Raw genomic sequence first — 20620 nt, 5'->3', positions numbered from 1 at the left:
CGCTGGTGGTTACTCGGCGGTAGCGCATTGGCTGCGGCCGTTGTTGCGGTGCTGTGGCTGGTGAACGCTCCCGCGGCCCCGGTGACGGCAAGCGCGCAGCCGCCTCAATCCACGGCAGGCATGACCGCTGCGGCGGCGCCGGACGAGCCGCCACTGATGCCCGCAACCCCGGTCGCGACGACCCCGCCAGCGCCCGTAGTGCCTGCGCCAGAGGTAAACAGCAGCGAGGCGCCGGTGTCCCCGCCGCCGCCAGCGCAGACAAGCGAACCCGAAGCCCTTGCGCCGGCCGTCGTCGATTCCGCGCCCGTGCCCAAGCCGGTGCTCAAGCCGATACAGGTCGCGCTGCGTATCAGCCCATGGGGCGAAGTGTATGTGAACGGTAAAAAACGCGGCGTCAGCCCGCCCATGAAGTCACTCCAGCTGATGCCCGGTGACTACAAGATCGAAGTGCGCAACGGGTCGCTGGCGCCGCACCGCCTGCAGCTGCGGGTGACCGCCGACGCGGCCGCGCCCGATGTTGTCCACGCTTTCAAATCGGGCCAGCCATGAACCTGCTTGACGCTCCCTGCGCCGAGTCGGCCCTGCTCAGCACCTTGCTCGCGCCGGTCAGTGACGCGCCGCCTTGCGGCACCAACCTGGAATATGCCGCACCCTTCCTGGCGCTGATGCAGGCCGCGCAGCCGCGCGCCGAGCAGCAATACGGCGACACCATCATCGCGGCCGAAGCGCCGGACTGGCGCGAGGTCGCGCGTCAGGCTGAGCTGCTGATTGTGCAAAGCAAGGATCTGCGCATCGCCTGCCTGCTGGCGCAAGCCTGGACCAACCTGCAAGGCATGCAGGGCTACGCCCAGGGCCTGCGCCTGGTGGCAGGGCTGCTGAGCCGCTACTGGACCGATCTTTACCCGCGCCTGAAGGACGACGACGAGGACGACGAAGACATCGACCCTTTCCCGCGCACCAACGCGCTGGCACCGCTGTTCGAGCCGCAGAGCGTGCTGCGCGACTTGCGCGCAGTGCCGCTGCTCGGTCCCAACAGCCTCGCATTGCGCGAGATTGAATCGGTATTCAATAACAGTGCCTCGGAGCATGTGAACTATGCGGGTGGACCGGACCGCCTGCGCATGGAACTGGCGCGCGCCCGCCACGACCATCATCCGGCCCTGCTGGCCGTGGGCGAAGCGCATTGGGCACTCGACACGATTGTCGCGCTGCTGCAGGAGCACCTGGGCTCGGAATGGGTGCCGGAGCACCAGCACGTCAGCAAACTGCTGCAACGCATCACCGAAACCAGCGGCAGCGGCCACGCTGCTGCCGAGATCGCGCCTGAGCAAGCAGCCGGTCAGCCTGGCGCGCCGCCGGCGCCGGGCATGCGCGCAACGGACTGGCGCACGCAGGAGCTTGACAGTCGGGACGACGTACGCCTGATGCTCGAAAAAATCTGCTTTTACCTGGAAAAGCACGAACCGAGTCACCCGGCGCCGCTGTTGCTGCGGCGCGCGCAACGGCTGATGCAGATGAGCTTTTACGACATCATGCGCGACCTCGCGCCGGACAGCGTCAGCCAGATCGACCTGCTGATGGGCCCACAGACATGACACGGCACCCCTCCCTTTTATTGACAGCTTTCACAAGGAGTTATTTCCATGGCTAACCGACGGCCCGCAAGCAGCGGCCAGAAATTCATCGCACGCAACCGTGCACCGCGCGTGCAGATTGAATACGACGTCGAAGTATATGGCGCCGAACGCAAGGTACAACTGCCGTTCGTCATGGGCGTCATGGCCGACCTGGCCGGCAAGCAGCTGAACCCGCTTCCAGACCTGGCAGAGCGCAGATTCCTGGAAATCGATATCGACAATTTCGATGAACGCATGAAGTCGCTGCAACCGCGCACCGCTTTCCAGGTACCCAACACGCTGACCGGCGAAGGCATGCTGCAAGTCGATCTGACCTTCGCCAGCATGGACGACTTCTCGCCGGCCAATGTGGCGCGCAATGTGGATTCCCTGGCGCAGCTGCTCGACGCCCGCACCCAGCTGTCCAACCTGCTTTCCTACATGGACGGCAAGAGCGGCGCCGAGGAATTGATTAACAAGGTGCTCAAGAATCCGGCACTGCTCGGCAGCCTGGCCGCCCGGCCGGCCAATGACATCGCTACCGGCCCTGCGGCCGTGCAGGGAGACGCACATGAATGATTTTTCCGCCCTGCTGGAACCGAGCGCCCTGCCCGCCCAGAGCACCAGCGCCGAAAGCGACTTTGCGCTGCTGCTGCAAAAGGAATTCAAGCCAAAGAGCGAGCAAGCCAACCACGCGGTGCAAAACGCCGTGCGCACGCTGGCCCAGCAAGCGCTGGCGCACACGGTGACGATGTCGTCGGACGCTTACAGCTCGATCCAGGCCATCATCGCCGAGATCGACCTGAAGCTGTCGGAGCAGATCAATCAGATCTTGCACCACGCCGACTTCCAGCAGCTGGAAGGCGCATGGCTCGGTCTGCATCATCTGGTCACCAACACCGAAACCGACGAACTGCTGAAGATCCGCGTGTTGCCAATCTCGAAAAAAGAACTGGCACGTAACCTGAAACGCCACAAGGGCGTGGGGTGGGACCAGAGCCCACTCTTTAAAAAAGTCTACGAAGAAGAATACGGCCAGTTCGGCGGCGAGCCTTTCGGCAGCATGATCGGCGACTTTTACTTCGACCACAGCCCGCAGGACGTTGAAACGCTGGCGGAACTGGCGCGCATCTCGGCTGCCGCGCACTGTCCGTTCATTTCCGCCGCCGCCCCGACCGTGCTGCAGATGGAATCCTGGCAGGAACTGGCCAACCCGCGCGACCTGACCAAAATTTTCCAGAACACCGAATACGCCGCCTGGCGCAGCCTGCGCGAATCGGAAGACGCGCGCTACATCGGCCTGACCATGCCGCGCTTCCTCGGTCGCCTGCCCTACGGCGCGCGCACCAATCCGGTGGATGAATTCAGTTTTGAAGAAGACACCGACAGCGCATCGCACGAGCGTTATACCTGGGCCAATTCGGCCTACGCCATGGGCGTCAACATCAATCGCTCGTTCAAGCAATTCGGCTGGTGCACCTCGATTCGCGGCGTCGAATCGGGCGGCGCGGTCGACAACCTGCCGTGCCACACCTTCCCGACCGACGACGGCGGCGTGGACATGAAGTGCCCGACGGAAATCGCCATCAGCGACCGCCGTGAAGCTGAACTGGCCAAGAACGGCTTCATGCCGCTGGTGCACCGGAAGAACTCTGACTTTGCCGCGTTTATCGGCGCCCAATCGCTGCAGCAGCCGGCCGAGTATTTCGACGCCGACGCGTCGGCCAACGCGCGCCTGTCGGCCCGCTTGCCCTACCTGTTCGCCTGCTGCCGTTTCGCGCACTACCTGAAGTGCATCGTGCGCGACAAGATCGGCTCGTTCAAGGACCGCGATGAAATGACCAGCTGGCTCAACAGCTGGATCATGAACTACGTCGATGGCGATCCGGCCAACTCGTCGCAGGAGACAAAGTCGCGCAAGCCGCTGGCCGCCGCCGAAGTCCAAGTGGAAGAACTGGCCGATAACCCAGGTTATTACGCCGCCAAGTTTTTCCTGCGTCCACATTACCAGCTGGAAGGCCTGACCGTCTCCCTGCGTCTGGTATCGAAATTGCCGTCGCTGAAGAAAGTGGATGGCTAAGCAAGCACCAACCCTGCAAGTCTTTTCTCAATTTAGGAGTTTTACATGGCAGCAATGATGTTTATGAAAGTAACTGGCGTCACCGGCGAAGCAACCGATGACAAGCACAAGGATTGGAGCGACATCAAATCGTTCTCATGGGGCGCCAGCCAGCCGGGCGGCATGGTCGTCGGTGGCGGCGCGGGCCGCGCCAGCTTCAATGACCTGCAAGTAGTCGCCTTCATGGACAAGGCCACCCCGGCCTTGATCAAGCACTGCGCAAGCGGTTTGCGTCTCGGCAGCGTGATTGTCCACGTATGCAAATCGACCGGCACGAAGAAAGAGTTTTGCGTCGTCACCCTGGAAGATGTGCTGGTGACGTCGGCGCAAATCGTCGGCGTCGATCCACAAGACACGCTTGAGCGTCTGGTCATGAACTATGGCTTCCAGGCTGCAAAAGTGCGTCAGGCTTATACCGACAAGCAAGGCAACGGCGCCAGCAGCCCAATGGGCTGGAACATCACCGACAACATCGAAATGTAATGTTCGGGGTTCATCGAGCCGAAGCTCGACGAACCCCTTCTCAAAGGTGGAACATGAATCAAAGCGCGATCGCTGACGTAGCCAGTCTGGATGAAGAACATGCGCAGCTCAAGGAGCGCATCCGGCGCAAGCCGGAAGACGCGGACTTGCGGGCGCAGCTGTTCCAGGTGCTGGCATTGCGTGGTGACTGGCTCCGTGCCCAAGCGGCGCTCAAGATGACGCTGGAACTCAATCCGAACGCCCATTCGCTCGCGGGGATTTACCTGCGGCCGCTCGCTGCCGAACTGGTGCGCGCGCAGGTGTTCGCCGGTGCCCGGCGGCCCGACGTCTCCGGAGCCGATGCGGCAGTGGAACGCCTGGTCGACGCCCTTGAACTCGACGCACTCGGTAGCGATGCCGAGGCTGGCGCATTGCGCGCCGCTGCCATGGCCGAACTGCCGGCGCGCAGCGGGTACCTGCGGCTGCACGGCAGCGACACACTTGTCCCGTTCGCCTGGCTGGCCGATGGCGACGGCCGCCTTGGCCCAGTGCTCGAAATGTTCGCAGGCGAGCGCTATCTCTGGCTGCCGCTGAGCCAGGTACAGCGCCTTCGCTTTGTGCCGCCGACCAGCCGCTGTGCGCTGGTCTGGTCCCATAGCGAAATCAATCCCGTGAGCGGCAAGGAAATCCACGCGGCTTTGCCGGTGCGTTACCCCTTGCCTGCCGCCGTGAGCGATCAAAAAATCCTGACCGCCGCTTATACCGAATGGCTGCCGCTGGCGGGCTCTGACCAGTACCTGGGCATCGGCCAGCGCATGCTGGTGACCGACCAGGGTGAATACGCCCTGCTTGATATCGCCGAGATTGTTTTCGACGTTGACGACGCGCAGGTTGGCAATGTTTAAATCAGGCAATCAGGTCCCCCTCCACGGGCGGCACGACGACGCCGAGCGCCTGCGCCTGGGTGCGCGCGACCGTCTGCGCCCGGCCCTGCTGGAACGCCTGACCGACCACGATCGGCTGCAACGCATCGAAATGGAGCCGCCCGGCACGTCCAGTGCGGCCCTGCGCAGCGCCGTCATGCGTGACCTGGTCTGGCTGCTCAATTGCACGGCCATGGCTGCCGACGTCGATCTTGAGGCTTACCCGCAGGTGCATCGCTCGGTGCTTAATTACGGCATCCTTCCGCTGTCGGGCAAGCACTTGTCCGAGCTCGATAGCCAGGAACTGGCCGGCAGCCTGCGCCGCGCGATTCTCAAATTCGAGCCGCGCCTGCTGCCGGACACGCTCCACGTTCGCTGCGTATCCGATCCGGACAGCCTGTCGCTGCACAACGAACTGGCGTTCGAGATCCGCGCCCAGTTATGGTCGCAACCGTATCCGGTGGAGTTTCTGGTGCGTTCCGACGTGGACATCGAAACCGGCCACACCAAACTGCACAACCTGGTGGCCGACTGATGGATGCACGGCTGCTGGACTACTACAACCGCGAACTGAGCTACCTGCGCGAGATGGGCGCGGAATTCGCGGAACAATTTCCCAAGGTCGCTGGCCGCCTGGGCATGCACGGCATTGAAGTGGCCGACCCCTACGTCGAGCGCTTGCTGGAAGGCTTCAGCTTCCTGACGGCGCGCGTGCAGCTGAAAATGGATGCGCAGTTTCCACGCTTTACCGAGCAGCTGCTGACGTCGATCTATCCTGGCTATCTGGCGCCGACGCCGTCCATGGCGGTCGTGCAACTGCAGCCGGACCTGACCGTGGGCAGCCTGGCGTCGGGCTTCACCTTGCCGGCCAAAACCTCGCTGCGCGCCGGTCTGGCGCGCGGTGAGCAGACTGCCTGCGAGTTTCGCACCGGCCACGCCGTCACACTGTGGCCGCTGACCCTGGACCAGGTGCGTTTCGGCCCTGCACCGGGCGATGTGCCGGCACGCTTGCGCAACCTGGCCATGGCCGCGCTGCGCATCAATCTGCAGTTTGGCGGCGGCCAGCGCTGCGAAGTGTCGCCGCTCGACAAGCTCACTTTCCATTTGGCCGGTCCCGAGCAGCGCGCCCTGCGCTTGCTGGAACTGGTGGCGGGTCACACCGTCGCCGTGCTGTGCCGGCAAACCGACAGCGGCAATGGAGCCTACCGGCCATGGGGCGAGGTGCTCGACGCCAGCGCCGTGCGCCATGAAGGCTTCGATATGGAACAAGCCCTCCTGCCGGACGACCAGCGCCACTTCCAGGGCTACCGGATATTGCAGGAGTATTTTGCCTACCCTGCCCGTCTGCTGTTTTTCAGTATCGCCGGCTTGCAGCGCGCCTTGCGCGGCGTGACCGGCACGCAGGTTGAAATAACGATCCTGCTCGACCAGGATGACGCAACGCTTGAGCGCCTGGTTGGCACGGGCGACCTGGCCATGCATTGCACGCCGGTGGTGAATTTGTTTCCGAAGCGCGCGGACCGGGTATTGGTCACGCCCAAGGTCAATGAATACCATCTGCTGGTCGACCGCAGCAAGGCACTGGACTTTGAAGTCCATAGCGTGACGTCCATGCTTGGTCACGGCAGCGGCGACGACCGCCAGTTCCGGCCATTTCATGCCTCGTTCGCACGCGATGCGCGCGACCATGGCGCCTACTACTGCCTGCGGCGCGAAGCACGCCTTCTGTCACAGCGCGCCCGCCAGCATGGGGCGCGCACCTCGTATAACGGCAGCGATGTCTATATTTCGCTGGTCGATCAGCACGAGGCGCCGTTTGCCGACACGCTGCGCCAACTGTCGGTCGATACGCTGTGCACCAACCGCGACCTGGCCTTGCTGCTCAGTACCGGCGGCGACAGCGACTTCACGCTGAACGTCTCCGCCCCGGTTGGTGCGATCACGACAGTACGCGCGCCTTCACGTCCCCAGGCGCCGCTGGCCGATGGCAAGCTGGCCTGGCAGCTGATCAGCCACCTCGGCCTGAATCACCAGGGCCTGTTCGAGCAAGATGGCGAGCAAGGCGCGGCGATTCTGCGTCAATTGCTGGGCCTGTATCTGGACGACAGCCAGGCGGGATTGCAGCGCCAGGTCGAAGGCGTGCGTTCGGTGGTACACCAACCGGTGTTCCGTCGCCTGCCCCAGCCTGGCCCGCCTGTTCATGGCCGCGGCGTGAAAATCGCCGTGACCGTCGATGAGCAGGCATTCTCCGGCGACAGTCCGTATCTGTTCGGCGCGGTGCTGGAACAGTTTTTCGCACGCTACGTGTCGATCAATCTGTTCGCCGAGCTGGAACTCCATAGCGGCAATCGGGGCCGGATCGCCAGCTGGCCGGCCCGCCTGGGCAACAGGCCGCTGTTATGAACGCGGCCTGGACCGATCAGGCGCCGTGGCGGCAACTACGCGAGGCGCCGTACGAACACGATCTGTTCGCGCTGCTGCGCTGGATCGACGCGCGCGCAGGCGCCGCGCAGTTGCTGGGCCGGACCGGTCACCCGGCCGAGGAACCGGTGCGTCTGGCGCAACAGGCATCGCTCGCCTTTGCGCCCGCCTCGATCGCCGGCCTGCGCGAGGAGGACGGCCGCGCGGCGCAACTGAGCATTTACGGCTTCGGCTTGTTCGGACCGAACGGCCCGCTGCCGCTGCACCTGACCGAATACGCGCGTGAACGCGAGCGCATGGCGGCCGATCCGACCTTGGTCGCTTTTGCCGACCTGTTTCATCATCGCCTCATTACGCTGTTTTACCGGGCATGGGCCGATAGCCAGGTGACCGCCACGCTGGATCGTCCGGGCGAGGCGCGTTTCGATGCGCATCTGGCCAGCCTGCTGGGCATGGGACTGCCGGCACAAAAACGGCCTGGCGCCATCGGTCTGCATGCGCGCTACTGCCAGGCTGGCCATCTGGGCCGGCAAAGCCGCAATCCGGAAGGCTTGCGGGCCATCTTGCACAGCTATTTCGAGATCCCGGTCAACGTCATCGAGCATGTGACGCATTGGGTCAGGCTGGCCGATGCAGACCGCATGGCGCTCGGTAGCGCGGGCATGGGGCTTGGCCGAGGCAGCACGCTTGGCGTGGCCGTGCGCGACGCCCAGTCGCGCTTTCGGCTGGTACTGGGGCCGCTGACCCTGGACGACTACAAACGCTTTTTGCCGGGCGGCGAACATGTCGCCGCCCTGGTCGAATGGGTCCACGAATTTGTCGGCATGGATTTGAGCTGGGATGTCCAGCTGCTGCTGGCCGACGACCAGCAGCCGATGGCGGCGCTGAGCCAGATGCAGCCGCTCGGCCTGTCGACGTGGCTGGGGAGACGGCCTTCAGGCACACCGCGCGCAGCGAGCGCACACCTCATTATCGATTACACGGCACGCGCGGCCAGCAAGCGTGGCGCGCCGCGCGCCAACTCTCACCTTCAACGAGGAACACTTCATGTCTGAAATCAGCCGCCTGGCCCTGTTCGGCAAGCTCAATCCCATGCTGTACGCGGCACTCGAAAGCGGCACCGCATTCTGTCGCCTGCGCGGCAATCCGTACGTCGAGCTGGTACACTGGATCCACCAGCTGTGGCAGGCGCCTGACGGCGATCTGCAGCACGTCTCCCGCCACTTCAATCTGGACCAGGACCAGCTGACGCGCGACTTGCTGGCAGCGCTGGACCGGTTGCCGCGTGGCGTGGGCGCCGTGAGCGACCTGTCCGGCCATATCGACGAAGCCGTCGAACGCGCGTGGGTCTACGCCAGCCTGACGTTCGGCGCCGAGAAGATTCGTGGCGCGCATATGTTGCTCGGTTTGCTAAAAACCGGCAGCCTGCGCCATGTGCTGATCGGTATCTCGCGTCAGTTCGAGCGGGTCTTGCCAGACGTACTGTCCAGCAGCTTCGACCAGATCCTGTCCGGCTCGCCGGAACAAGCGGCGACCACCGCCGCAGCCGGCCCCCTCGACAGCTTGCCCCCAGCCGGAAGCGGCAAGGCCCTCGCGCTCTACACGGTCGACCTGACCGCACGCGCACGTGCTGGCGAGATCGACCCTGTTACCGGACGCGATGAAGAAATTCGCCAGATGGTCGACGTGCTGCTGCGTCGCCGCCAGAACAATCCGCTGCTGGCCGGTGAAGCCGGGGTCGGCAAAACCGCCGTGGTGGAAGGCCTCGCGCAGCGCATTGCCAACGGCGACGTGCCGCCGCCGCTGCGCGACGTCGACCTGCTGCTGCTTGACATCGGTCTGCTGCAAGCTGGCGCCAGCGTCAAAGGTGAATTCGAAAAACGCCTGCGCGAATTGATCACCGAGGTGCAGGCCAGCGCCCGTCCGGTCATCTTGTTCATCGATGAGATTCACACCCTGATCGGCGCTGGCGGCGCGGCCGGCACCGGCGACGCCGCCAATCTGTTAAAACCCATGCTGGCGCGCGGCGAACTGCGCACCATTGGCGCCACCACCTGGGCCGAATACAAGAAATACATTGAAAAAGACGCCGCCCTGACCCGCCGTTTTCAGGTCGTGCAGATCGCAGAACCGGACGAGGCGCGCGCCGTCACCATGATGCGTGGCCTGGCTGACAAGCTGGCCACCCACCACCGCGTGCTGCTGCTGGACGATGCCATCGTTGCGTCGGTGGCGCTGTCGCACCGCTACATTCCGGCGCGCCAGTTACCGGACAAGGCCGTCAGCCTGCTCGACACCGCCTGCGCCCGCGTGGCAGTGAGCCAGCACAGCCAGCCGCCCATGCTGGAAGACTGCCGGCGCCGGATCGACGCCATGCTGGTTGAACAGGACATCGTGACCAATGAATGCAATGTCGGCGCCGGCGATGCCAGTCGCCTTGAACCACTGGCCCGGCGCATCGCCGCCGAGCAGCACGAGTTCGACACCATCAGCGCGCGCTGGCACGCCGAGAAGCTGATGGCGGAGAAAATATTTACCCTGCGCGAAGCTTTGCAGGCGGCCGCTCCCGGCGAGCGCGCAGCGCGCCTGACCGAATTGCAAGCGGTACTGGTGCAGTTGGAACTGCATCAGGAAGAACAAGCGCTGATCCACACCGCGGTGGACGCCCATGCAGTGGCGGCAGTGGTTGCGGATTGGACCGGCATTCCGGTCGGACGGATGGTCGGCGACGCCGTCGAAGCGGTGCTGGAACTGGCCAACACGCTGGGCCAGCGCGTGATCGGCCAACAGCATGCGCTTGAAGCGATTGCGCGCCGCGTGCAGACCGCTCGCGCACGTCTGGACGATCCGAACAAGCCAGTGGGCGTGTTCCTGCTGGCCGGTCCGTCCGGCGTCGGCAAGACCGAAACCGCGCTGGCCTTGGCCGAAACGCTGTACGGCGGCGAGCAGAATCTCATCACCATCAATATGAGCGAATTCCAGGAAGCTCATACCGTCAGCACCTTGAAAGGCGCGCCGCCAGGTTATGTTGGCTACGGCGAAGGCGGGGTGCTGACCGAGGCGGTGCGCCGGCGTCCGTATAGTGTGGTCCTGCTCGATGAAATCGAAAAAGCCCATCCGGATGTGCACGAAATTTTCTTCCAGGTGTTCGACAAGGGCTGGATGGAAGACGGCGAAGGCCGCTACATCGACTTCAAGAACACCGTCATCATCCTGACCTCGAATGTCGGCAGCGATCTCTTGATGCGCCTTTGCCAGGACCCGGACTTGATGCCGGACGTGGATGCGCTGGCCGGCGCGCTGCGCGAGCCGTGCTGAAAGTGTTCCCGGCCGCCTTGCTCGGTCGCCTGTCGGTGGTGCCGTACTTCCCTCTGTCGGACAGCATGCTCGCGCGTATCGTCGCGCTGCAATTCGATCGCATCCGCAGCCGCCTGCTGGCCAACCATCGCATTGTGTTCATCTATGAAGACGCCGCCGTGGCCCTGCTCGGTCAACGCTGCACCCAGCTCGAATCCGGCGGGCGCATGGTCGACGCGGTATTGACCCAGACGGTGCTGCCGCACATCAGCCGCGAAATCCTGCTGCGCTTGTCGGCGCCCGAAAAGCTGACGGGTGTGACGATCGGCGCGCAGGGAGGCGAGTTCACGTATCGCTTCGAGCATGCGCACGCTGCGCCGGCCACCCCGACCGCGCGGGCCGACGACCTGGACGTCGAACTGTCGGCACTCCCACACTGACATTGCCTCACCTATTACGAAAGATTTTTTGATGAACCGACTTGTTAACGTTCGCCTTCCGATATCGATGTTCAGAGCCGCTGTTGTCAGAACCGGCGCATCGGCGTTGGCGATCAGTGCCCCGCTCTGGCTAAGCGCATGCGCCAGCACTGCCACCGTGCCGGTTGCCGCTCCCGAGCCAGCCGCCCGGCCTGCAGCAGTGATATTGAACGGAATGGACCAGCGCGCGCAGGCTGCCATTGCGGAAGCAAACAAGCAATTTGCCGCCGGTGACTTCAAGGCAGTCATCGCTCACCTGAACACCAGCAAGGCGATCGATTTTTCGAGCGCCGCAACGCAAGTCCAGGCGCACAAACTCCTGGCGTTCAGCTACTGCATCACAAAGAAAACCGCGCTTTGCAATGCTGAAGCGGAGCGCGTGATGCTGCTCGATCCGGGCTTTCAGTTGCCCGAAGCCGAGCGCTCGCATCCGATGTGGGGGCCGGCGTTCGATGCCGCCCGCAAAAAAGCCGCACTTCCAGCCAAGCCATAATCAGGAACACGCATGCGATTGACCATCCTCGAACACGCCGGACAGCCGCTACGCCCGCCGGTCAGCAAGGACTTCTCCCGGCCTGGCGCAACCATTGGCCGGGGCGCGGACAACCATCTGGTGCTGGTCGATGACACCAGGCAGATTTCGCGCTTGCAGGCATCGGTGCGCATCGATGACAGTGGTACTTATCTGGCCAACCTGAGTACGGTCTGCCCGGTGGAAGTGAACGACACGGCATTGACGGGCGACCGGCCCTGGCGCCTGCAGGATGGCGACCAGGTGCGGATTGGTTTGTATCTGCTGCGGGTTGGCGACGCGCAGGTGGTTGATACCGGCGCCAGCCAGGTGCCCACTGTGGCCGAGGTGGAGGACGCAATCAAGATTGATCCGGTCAATGTCGCACCGGCGCCAGCCCCGCGAGCGGCGACGGTCGCTCCCGACGACTCTTTCTGGGACAACCTTGTGTCCGACTTTGCACCAGCGCCGAGCGCCAGGCACTTTGCGGCCACAGCGCCCGTGTCAGCGCCGCTGGCGGTCGTGCAGGCGGCAGCGCCAGACGTGCCCTTGCCGGATGACGCTCTTGCGACGCTGAGCAATCCGTCGGTCGATCCGCTCGATTTCTTTGCCAACCCTGGCGCGGAATCGCACAGCAATCTGTTCGCCGACAGTGCCAGCGCCCTGCCCGACACCAGCACTGCGCTGCTGGAACTGGTGCAACAAGAACATGCGGCTGGCGCCCCCTTCGACACCGGCTCCTTGTTTGGTCGATCCCTTGCCAGCGGCGTGCAAGCTGAACCCACGCCAGGCCGGTTCGCTGCTGACATTGCTTCGCCGCCTATCCAAATGGCGGCGCCGCCACCGGCGGACGCAGCAAGCATGGTCGCGGCGTTTTTGGATGGCGCCGGCTTTACGCCAAATGAAGGCACCTTGACCCAAGCGCACTTTCATCAGGCCGGTCGCCTGTTGAGCAAACTGGTCGCAGGCTCCATGAACCTGTTGACCAGCCGCACGATCATCAAGCGTGAAGTCAAGGCAGAGCTGACCATGATGCTCGACAAGGAAAACAATCCGCTCAAGCTGCTGCCGGACGCCCAGACCGTACTCAAACAAATGTTCGGGCCACCGTTTTCCGGCTTCATGACGTCCGAGCGCGCCGTCGACGATACCTTCCATGACTTGCAAGCCCACCAGATGGGCATGCTGGCGGGCATGCGCGCCGCGCTCAATCAGCTGTTACGCAATTTCAGTCCGGAAGTGGTGGACAAGCAGATGGGCGCCGACGTCTGGTACGACCGCCTGATGCCAAAGGGGCGCGACGGGCGCGCGTGGGTGCGTTATCGCGCGCTGCACCAGGCGGCGGTGACCGCCGTGGAGGAAGACTTCCATACCGTGTTTGGGCAGGTATTTTTGTCCGCCTACGACGCCGAAGTCGAACTCTACCGCGCACAGAGGATGCAACAGGCATGCTGACTTTGACCACGGCGCAATGCTCGCATCGGGGCAGCCGCACCAGCAATGAAGACGCCTTGGGTTTTCGCGTGCGTGATAACGACGCCTGCTTTGTGATCAGCGACGGCGTGGGTGGCCAGGCCGGCGGCGCCATCGCATCCAGGTTGGCGGTGCACTGGGCCTTGCAGCAACTCGACGACAAGCAATCGGTCGGCCTGCAAGCGATGACGCACGGCAGCGTGGATGCCGCCGACGCGGCCATCGTCGCGGAACAACGGCGCAATCCCGAACGGGCGCGCATGGCAGCGACCATGGTGGCGCTGTTTATCGACCGGCGCGAACGGATGGCGCAGTGGATTCATGTCGGCGACAGCCGCCTGTACCTGTTCCGGCGCGGGCATCTGGTGCGACGCACGCAAGACCACAGCCTGGCCTCCCAACTGCAACAGGCGGGCTTGTCCTGCAGCCCGGACAAGGCGCATTTGCTCAGCCACGCGCTGGGCCAGGCCGATACCGACACCATCGAGCCTGGAGTGGCTTGCACGCTTGAAGACGGCGATGCCTATCTGCTGTGCACCGACGGCTTGTGGAATGGGCTCGATGACGCGGCGATGCACCGCTGCCTGCAAGTGGCAGGCAATGTGACAGATTGGATCACCCTGCTTGCCGAGCAAGTGCGTCAACGCAGCGATTGCAACGGCACGCAAGACAACTATTCAGCGCTGGGAGTATGGGTCGGAGATCCGCAATTGGTCACCCGCGCGCATGGCGGTTGATAAGCGATCGATTGCAAACCATACGATATTTATATTACCTGTTAATGACCAAATTAATATATTCAAAACGTTGGGAAACATTATTGACCGGGCTGCTTCAATAACGTTAGCATAGTTCGCCAATTAAAATAATTGCAATATTACGTATCAGATTTTAGTTTATAGAATATCGCGCGGCCCACATTTATTTCAGTTCGAGCGTCACCGGATAAACCAGCACGTATGAAGATCATCAAACCGATGCGCTTAGGCGTATTACCCCGGCCCTTTACCTGGCAGAAGAAGCATTTTTTATGCGTGACGGCGTACGCGCATGCCACGCTGAGCCCCAATCCTCAACTATTGAATGAACAAGGGTTGTGGCCGATGCTGGCAAATGAGCTGGGGGAAACCAGCGTCCTCGACCTGGGCTTGCCGAAGCAATATCCGGAGTTTCTGGTATCCGGTTTTGGCTACACCCATCATCAGCAAGACAAAACCCGCTGCGCCGTCTCCGCCCGGGTTGCTCATATAGAGAAACGCCTGACCGTCTTTGGCGACCGGTACTGGATCGCCGGTGGCGCCAGTGCGCCGGCGCCGTTCGATGCCATGCCGCTGGACTGGACTCATGCGTTGGGCGGCGCGGGCTGCGCTACCAATCCGCTTGGTCGCGGCATTGACGCCGACAATATTGGCGGTCAAAAGGTGCTCCGGCTGCCAAACGTCGAGCTGGCCGGCGAACTGTACCAGTCGCCAGGCAGGCCACCGTCGGCGCCGGCCGGCATGGGACCGATCGACCTCGCCTGGCAGCAGCGCCAGTCGCGCATGGGCGTGCACGACCAAAGCTGGTTCGAGAACGACTTCCCCGGCCTTGCCCGGAGCATGGACTGGCGCGCATGGAACGCCGCGCCCGACGATCAGCACTTCCCTGCCAGCTTTGAACTTGCCGGCGTGCCGTACACGCTGCGCAACTTGCACCCGGAGCATCCGGTGTTGAGCGGAACCATTCCCGACTGGGTTGGCCGTTGCCTCGTGGTGAAACGGCAGGATGGCAAGCACATTACTGCCGACATCGACTTGCGGCTCACCACAGCGTGGTTCTTCCCGCACCGGCTGGAAAGCGTATTGATCTATCACGGCGTGGTCGAGATCGGCCAGGACGATGCCCACGACGTTGTGCAACTGATGCCAGCGCTGGAGCATCGCCACGCAAAACGCGATCACGCTCACTTCCTGAAGGTGCTCGCACAGCGGCTCGACGCCAAAACCGGCAGTCACTACGCCTTTCGCGATGGCGACCTGCTGCCTGAAGGCGTGGCGCTGGGCCCCCTGTTTCCCGGCGAGGAAACCATGTTCGACAAGGTGCCAGGCCCGCTGGAACGCAATCAGCGGCAGCGCATGCAAAACGAACGCGACAAGAGTGCGCATACGGCGCGTGATGAAGGGCTCGACCCCGACGAGATACTTCCGCCCATGGACGCCGCCCCCGAGCTGCCGCGCCGCCTGGAAGAGTTGCCGCAATTTATGGAAAAGGTGGATCGGCTGCACGCCGCCGACATGGAGGAAGCCCGGGCGGCGCTGGCCAGGACGCGTGGTGAAATGGCGAGCAATCTGCCGCCCGAACACCAAGGCCCGCTTGCGATGCTCGATCAGTTGGCGCCTCTGCTCGACAGTGATACCGGCGTAACGCGACCGCCGCTGGCACCCACCCACAGCTTCGCCGAGTTCAGCGCCAGCCACGCCGGCATGGCAAGCGAGGCAGAATCATTTTCAGGTACGCCCATTCCCGAGATCATCCCGGCTGCGGAGCTCAAATCGACAATGCACAGAATGTACTTGCATGGCGCGACCAGTTTCGCGCCAGCCGCCGTGCTGGTCGGTGAAGCGGCCCGGCGCATGCGCGAGCAGGTAGCGGCGATCTACGCCGGCACGCGCGACTTTGCCGGCCTGGACCTGACTGGAGCGGATCTGTCAGGCATGGATCTGCGCAATGCTAATTTTGGTCGTGCCATGTTGGAAAGCGCCGACTTGCGCGATGCAAAACTGGACGGTTGCGACTTTACGGAAGCGGTCCTGGCGCGCACCTCGCTGGCCGGCGCCAGCTTTGCGCACGCCAGGTGCGATGGCGCCAGCCTGGCGCAAGCTGACGCCCGCTACGCCTCGTTTGCGCACGCCGTACTGAACAAGTGCGCATGGGAAGAAGCCAGACTCGATCATGGCGACTTCTCGCACGCACAGATCGGTGACGTCATGCTGACAGAGATGCAGATCGCGTCGGCAAGTTTTGAAGGTGCGCGCTTTTTCTCGGTAACTTTCTACAAGATTGGACTACGCAATTGCAGCTTTGTTCAAGCTCATTTCGAGAAATGCGTCTTTATCGAAGGCCGGCAAGAGGATCTCTGTTTTGACCGGGCCACCTTGCAAGACTGTGCATGGGTCACGACGGATGCGGCACGGCTGAGTTTTCGCGGCAGCGTTCTGCGCACCTGCGCGGTCACCGACAAAACCGCACTGGACGAAGCCGACTTCACGGATGCCCAACTCTCCCAATGCAATTTCCGTGAAATCAGCATGCAACGAGCAAATTTCAGCGGCGCGACAGCGGCGATCACGGATTTTTCCGAAGCCAATCTGACCGGCGCCAACTTGCAGCGCATGAACGCCAGCGGCAGTTTTTTCACCCGTTCCATCCTGGTCGCCTGCGACCTGCGCGACGCCAATCTGATCGGCGCGAGCCTGCAGAAGGCCGATTTGCGATCGTGCGACCTGCGCGGCGCCAATCTGTTTCGCGCCGACCTGGCGCAAACGCTGGGCGACGGTGGGACCCTGTTCGACCAGGCCTACCTGGAGCAAACCAAATTCTTGCCGCGGCTGGTGCTGGACACCGCCTTGGCCGATTGAGGCCGATGTTTTTCTTACCCTTTCAGCAGGACATCCCATGTTTTTGAAAACCCAGCTTGGCCTGAGCCTGGCGCCGGTCGATGCGAAGATTCCCATTACCTCGCCCAACGCCGCGCCGGCGCCCATGCACATCCCGAATGCCTTCAACATCCTGGTGGGCGGCACCCCGGCCCACAACCTGGCCACCTTTGCGCCGATGACCATGACCCTGCCCGGCGTTGGCGTGGCCAGCGGTACGGTGATGGGACCGTCGCGTGAAGTGACCGGCAAATACAACCTGCTGATCAAAGCGACGCCGGCAACGCGCATGACCAGCATGTCGATTCAAAATTCCACCAATGCACCGGGTATCTATCTGGTGCCGGGGCAGTTCAAGGTGCTGGCATTTTAGCCAGGGCCTTCAGAAAGGGTTGCCCTTGAAGTACCGCAGCGTCGTCGCCAGTCCGGCCTATTGCCCTGCCCCCGGGCGGGCCCGTCGTCTTCTGCATATTGCCTCGCGCGAGGCCGACCCGGTCATGATGGTGACCACCTTGTACCTGCCCAGCGGGCCGGGCCCGTTTCCTCTCTGGGTATTTAACCACGGCAGGAACTTCGGCAATCCCGTGCATCAAGCGCGCAGCCGGCCAGACGCCCTGGCCAAGGTGCTGCTGCGCGAGGGCTATGCCGTCGCCGCCCCCAACCGCAGAGGTTTTGCCGACTCGGGCGGCCGGCATCTGAGCCACTGGGCCAACCCGCTTTCCGGCGGACTGTGCTGTGCGCGTGACATCGAGACCGTGGTGCTGGCCATGGCTGGCAAGCCGTATATCGACGCCAGCCGCATCATCGTCAGCGGGCATTCGTATGGCGCACTTGGAACGCTGGCCTACGGCATGAAGCCACATGCCGGCGTACGCGCGCTGGTGAACTTTGCGGGCGGCTTGCGCGGGGAGTCGGACCAGGGCTGGCAAGAGCCGCTGCGCGACGCGTTTCGGTATTACGGCCGGCGCGCCAGGGTGCGCTCGCTGTGGCTGTACGCCGACAACGACAGCTTTTGGCCGCTGGACTATGCCAGGGGGCTGCACGAGGCCTACTGCGAGCACGGCGCCAACGCCGAATTTGTCAACCTCGGCCACTTCAAGGAGTGCGCCCACCGCTATGTACTGGACCCGGATGGCGTCGGCTTCTGGTGGCCGAAAGTGGCTGAACTATTACGTGAAATCGAAGCATAAGCGACTGTTCGCATCCGGAATTTATGTTTAAGCCTGGAAGGAAATTGATATGGACCGCATTGTAAAAGCCCACACTCCCCTCGGCGACGAAGTGCTGCTCTTCAGCGCCCTGCGTGGCACCGAAGCCCTGTCGCAGTTGTTCGAATTTGAAGTTGACATGATTGCCGACAGTAACGCGCTGGACCTGAAGGCGCTGCTGGGCCAGCCTTTGACGCTGGAAATCCAAACGCGCGACGGCGCAGTGCGCTACCTGGACGGCATCGTCGGGCGCGGCATGCTGGTGGGCCGGGAAGGGGCAACCGCGCGCAGCTGGCGCTACCGCGCCATCGTGCGCCCATGGTTGTGGCTGCTTACACAAACCAAGGATTGCAAGATCTTCCAGAACAAAAGCGTCGCCGAGATCTTGCAGGAAGTTCTCGGGGAATATGGCTTTGCCCTGGAGCTTAATCTGACCGGCAATTACCGCACGTGGACCTACTGCGTGCAGTACCAGGAGACCGACTTCGACTTCGTCAGCCGCCTGATGGAGCACGAAGGCATCTATTATTACTTCAAGCATGCGCTGGGCAGTCATACCCTGGTGCTGGCCGACGATATTGGCGCGCACGAGGCACTGCCGGACTACGCCTCGATCCCCTTCTTCAAGGCGGAGCGCGTGGCCACGCCCCAGGAAGAGTTCATCGACCGCTACCACGTGGCGCAGGAAATCGCGCCGGGCAGCTACGTGACGGACGACTACAATTTCACCAAGCCGCGCGCGAGGTTGCAGAACCAGCGCGCCAATGCCGGTTCGCACCAGCATGGCGACATGGAAATCTACGACTGGATGGGTGGCTATGCCGACATGGGCGATTCCGACCATTACAGCCGCATTCGCCTTGAAGGATTGCAGTCCGAGCGTGAGCGCGACCATGGCCACGCCACTGTGCGCGCCCTGGCGCCCGGCTACCGCTTCAACCTGAGCAACTGCCCGCGCGACGATGCCAACCGCGAATATCTGCTGGTGAGCGTGACGTATCGCTTCCAGGAACCTTGTTACGCCAGCGACCCGACTCCGGCCTGCTACGAATGCGATTTCGTCACCCAGCCGGCCAGCCTGCCATTTCGCCCGCGCAGGGTCACGCCCAAGCCGCGCACCAACGGGCCGCAAACGGCAACCGTGGTCGGCCCGGCAGGCGAAGAAATCTGGACCGACGAATACGGCCGCATCAAAGTCCAGTTTCGCTGGGACCGCTACGGCAACATGGACGAAAACAGTTCGTGCTGGCTGCGTGTGGCAACCAGCTGGGCCGGTTCCAATTTCGGCACCTTGTACATCCCGCGGGTGGGGCAGGAAGTCGTGGTCGACTTCATCGGTGGCGAGGCCGACCGGCCGATTGTGATTGGCAGCACCTACAACGCCGACCAGATGCCACCGTTCGGGCTGCCGGGTGCTGCCAGCAAAAGCGGTATCGTGTCGCGCTCGACCAAGGGCGGTTCACCCGCCAATGCCAATTCGCTCGAGTTCGAGGACGCCATGGGCGCAGAACGGTTGGCGCTGCATGCAGAAAAAGACATGCTGATCGAAGTGGAAAACAACAAGACCAATACGGTCGGCAACAATCAGGTAGAGACCATTGCCGCCAACCATACGGAGTCGATTGGCGCCAACGCGACCCAATCGGTGGCGGCCAACCTGACGGAAAGTGTCGGCGCCAATAAGGTGACGGCCATCGGCGCCAATCATGCCCATGCGGTTGGCGGCACCAGTACCCGCACTGTCACGGGCGCGAGCACCGAGCAGCATCACAGTGGCCATGCGCACAAAGTCACCGGGCACCATGAGCATATCGTCACCGGCGACTACAACGAAACCATCTATGGCAATCACAATTACGTCTTGCACGGGGACCATAATTACACTGTGCATGGACATCGCAACTACGATTTACATGGCAACCAGGCGCACATGCTGAACGGAAACCAGGAACAAAGCGTCATCGGTAATTATTTGCGCGCGGTCACTGGAAACCAGGACCATATCGTCGATGGCAGTCACGTTCACGTTGTGCATGGCGGACATAAAGTGACCGCTAGCAATGCCGATTACCATACGACCGGTGTACATAATATTTTTGCGGGTGACGTGTTCATCAAAGCGGGCGGCGGCGGCGGCGGGGCTGCCGGTTCAACTGGCGGAGGCACCTACGACAATAAACTCGGTATTACTGCTACCTACGCGGTCGACATAGTCGGGATTGTCAAATTTTCCTACGCGACGAGTGCGGTATCGATCGTTCCAATTAATCTGAACTTCCGGATGCTGCATTCTTCTTTCAATATCAAAGCATTAAGCTTCTTTGTTTTCAAGACCGACTTCGCCGTGTTCAAGCGCGATGTCAACGGTGCAAAAGTCGAAGGCAATGTCATGTTCAACCAAACCAACGCGGTAGAGACGGTTAACGGTGGCGTAGCTGTTCACAACAGATTCATGAACCTGATTTTTTGAGCCGCG

Annotated in this window: 15 protein-coding genes and 1 pseudogene; all 16 read left to right on the top strand. The window is 62.5% G+C overall.

Annotated features, from left to right (window positions below; genetic code table 11):
• Positions 1–545 precede the first annotated feature (545 nt).
• The 16 genes and pseudogenes from tssA (at position 546) to CR152_RS19030 (ending at position 20614) form a co-directional block, all read left to right on the top strand.
• Entirely contained in the window at positions 546–1595 is a 1050-nt protein-coding gene (gene tssA / locus CR152_RS19105; RefSeq protein WP_099877181.1) for a type VI secretion system protein TssA, read from the top strand.
• Between the two features lie 48 nt (positions 1596–1643).
• Positions 1644–2195 carry a type VI secretion system contractile sheath small subunit gene (gene tssB, locus CR152_RS19100; protein ID WP_099877178.1) on the top strand — a complete coding sequence of 184 codons (552 nt, stop codon included), beginning with the start codon at positions 1644–1646 and terminating at the stop codon, positions 2193–2195.
• Positions 2188–3696: a type VI secretion system contractile sheath large subunit gene (gene tssC, locus CR152_RS19095; protein ID WP_099877175.1), complete on the top strand. Its 1509-nt coding sequence runs from the start codon at positions 2188–2190 to the stop codon at positions 3694–3696. The genes tssB and tssC overlap by 8 nt, the downstream gene beginning before the upstream one ends.
• 45 nt (positions 3697–3741) lie before the next feature.
• Complete coding sequence (locus tag CR152_RS19090) at positions 3742–4218, top strand: Hcp family type VI secretion system effector (RefSeq protein WP_099877172.1); 477 nt, start codon at positions 3742–3744, stop codon at positions 4216–4218.
• Complete coding sequence (locus tag CR152_RS19085; RefSeq protein WP_099877167.1) at positions 4218–5102, top strand: type VI secretion system accessory protein TagJ; 885 nt, start codon at positions 4218–4220, stop codon at positions 5100–5102. Before CR152_RS19090 ends, CR152_RS19085 begins: the two co-directional genes overlap by 1 nt.
• Positions 5095–5655 carry a type VI secretion system baseplate subunit TssE gene (gene tssE / locus CR152_RS19080; protein ID WP_099877163.1) on the top strand — a complete coding sequence of 187 codons (561 nt, stop codon included), beginning with the start codon at positions 5095–5097 and terminating at the stop codon, positions 5653–5655. Before CR152_RS19085 ends, tssE begins: the two co-directional genes overlap by 8 nt.
• The gene (gene tssF, locus CR152_RS19075; protein WP_099877160.1) at positions 5655–7523 is read left to right on the top strand and encodes a type VI secretion system baseplate subunit TssF; all 1869 of its coding nucleotides are present in this window, start codon (positions 5655–5657) and stop codon (positions 7521–7523) included. Before tssE ends, tssF begins: the two co-directional genes overlap by 1 nt.
• On the top strand, positions 7520–8596 hold the full coding sequence (gene tssG / locus CR152_RS19070) for a type VI secretion system baseplate subunit TssG (RefSeq protein ID WP_099877156.1): 1077 nt from the start codon (positions 7520–7522) through the stop codon (positions 8594–8596). Before tssF ends, tssG begins: the two co-directional genes overlap by 4 nt.
• Positions 8589–11200: pseudogene (tssH, locus tag CR152_RS19065) on the top strand (type VI secretion system ATPase TssH); the annotation flags it as partial. The gene tssG and the pseudogene tssH, both read left to right, overlap by 8 nt.
• Before the next feature lie 109 nt (positions 11201–11309).
• On the top strand, positions 11310–11810 hold the full coding sequence (locus CR152_RS33660) for a TssQ family T6SS-associated lipoprotein (protein WP_167399919.1): 501 nt from the start codon (positions 11310–11312) through the stop codon (positions 11808–11810).
• Between the two features lie 12 nt (positions 11811–11822).
• The gene (gene tagH, locus CR152_RS19055) at positions 11823–13283 is read left to right on the top strand and encodes a type VI secretion system-associated FHA domain protein TagH (protein ID WP_099877150.1); all 1461 of its coding nucleotides are present in this window, start codon (positions 11823–11825) and stop codon (positions 13281–13283) included.
• Positions 13277–14038, top strand: a complete 762-nt coding sequence (locus CR152_RS19050; protein ID WP_099877148.1) for a PP2C family protein-serine/threonine phosphatase — start codon at positions 13277–13279, stop codon at positions 14036–14038. Before tagH ends, CR152_RS19050 begins: the two co-directional genes overlap by 7 nt.
• Positions 14039–14260: 222 nt before the next feature.
• On the top strand, positions 14261–16918 hold the full coding sequence (locus CR152_RS19045; RefSeq protein WP_099877145.1) for a DUF2169 family type VI secretion system accessory protein: 2658 nt from the start codon (positions 14261–14263) through the stop codon (positions 16916–16918).
• 37 nt (positions 16919–16955) lie between these two features.
• Positions 16956–17309, top strand: a complete 354-nt coding sequence (locus CR152_RS19040) for a PAAR-like domain-containing protein (protein WP_054267264.1) — start codon at positions 16956–16958, stop codon at positions 17307–17309.
• 25 nt (positions 17310–17334) lie between these two features.
• Positions 17335–18126: a dienelactone hydrolase family protein gene (locus CR152_RS19035; RefSeq protein WP_208640146.1), complete on the top strand. Its 792-nt coding sequence runs from the start codon at positions 17335–17337 to the stop codon at positions 18124–18126.
• A gap of 49 nt (positions 18127–18175) precedes the next feature.
• Positions 18176–20614, top strand: a complete 2439-nt coding sequence (locus CR152_RS19030) for a type VI secretion system Vgr family protein (protein ID WP_099877140.1) — start codon at positions 18176–18178, stop codon at positions 20612–20614.
• Positions 20615–20620 lie beyond the last annotated feature (6 nt).

This window comes from Massilia violaceinigra (assembly GCF_002752675.1).
Classification (GTDB): domain Bacteria; phylum Pseudomonadota; class Gammaproteobacteria; order Burkholderiales; family Burkholderiaceae_D; genus Telluria_A; species Telluria_A violaceinigra.
The sequence above is the reverse complement of the archived record's forward strand: the minus strand, read 5'-3'. Positions and strand labels throughout refer to the sequence as shown.

Bases quoted from the DNA above. Each gene is read 5' to 3' on its own strand.
- tssA (WP_099877181.1), top strand. From the start codon at position 546: ATGAACCTGCTTGACGCTCCCTGCGCCGAGTCGGCCCTGCTCAGCACC.
- tssB (WP_099877178.1), top strand. From the start codon at position 1,644: ATGGCTAACCGACGGCCCGCAAGCAGCGGCCAGAAATTCATCGCACGC.
- tssC (WP_099877175.1), top strand. From the start codon at position 2,188: ATGAATGATTTTTCCGCCCTGCTGGAACCGAGCGCCCTGCCCGCCCAG.
- CR152_RS19090 (WP_099877172.1), top strand. From the start codon at position 3,742: ATGGCAGCAATGATGTTTATGAAAGTAACTGGCGTCACCGGCGAAGCA.
- CR152_RS19085 (WP_099877167.1), top strand. From the start codon at position 4,218: ATGTTCGGGGTTCATCGAGCCGAAGCTCGACGAACCCCTTCTCAAAGG.
- tssE (WP_099877163.1), top strand. From the start codon at position 5,095: ATGTTTAAATCAGGCAATCAGGTCCCCCTCCACGGGCGGCACGACGAC.
- tssF (WP_099877160.1), top strand. From the start codon at position 5,655: ATGGATGCACGGCTGCTGGACTACTACAACCGCGAACTGAGCTACCTG.
- tssG (WP_099877156.1), top strand. From the start codon at position 7,520: ATGAACGCGGCCTGGACCGATCAGGCGCCGTGGCGGCAACTACGCGAG.
- CR152_RS33660 (WP_167399919.1), top strand. From the start codon at position 11,310: ATGAACCGACTTGTTAACGTTCGCCTTCCGATATCGATGTTCAGAGCC.
- tagH (WP_099877150.1), top strand. From the start codon at position 11,823: ATGCGATTGACCATCCTCGAACACGCCGGACAGCCGCTACGCCCGCCG.
- CR152_RS19050 (WP_099877148.1), top strand. From the start codon at position 13,277: ATGCTGACTTTGACCACGGCGCAATGCTCGCATCGGGGCAGCCGCACC.
- CR152_RS19045 (WP_099877145.1), top strand. From the start codon at position 14,261: ATGAAGATCATCAAACCGATGCGCTTAGGCGTATTACCCCGGCCCTTT.
- CR152_RS19040 (WP_054267264.1), top strand. From the start codon at position 16,956: ATGTTTTTGAAAACCCAGCTTGGCCTGAGCCTGGCGCCGGTCGATGCG.
- CR152_RS19030 (WP_099877140.1), top strand. From the start codon at position 18,176: ATGGACCGCATTGTAAAAGCCCACACTCCCCTCGGCGACGAAGTGCTG.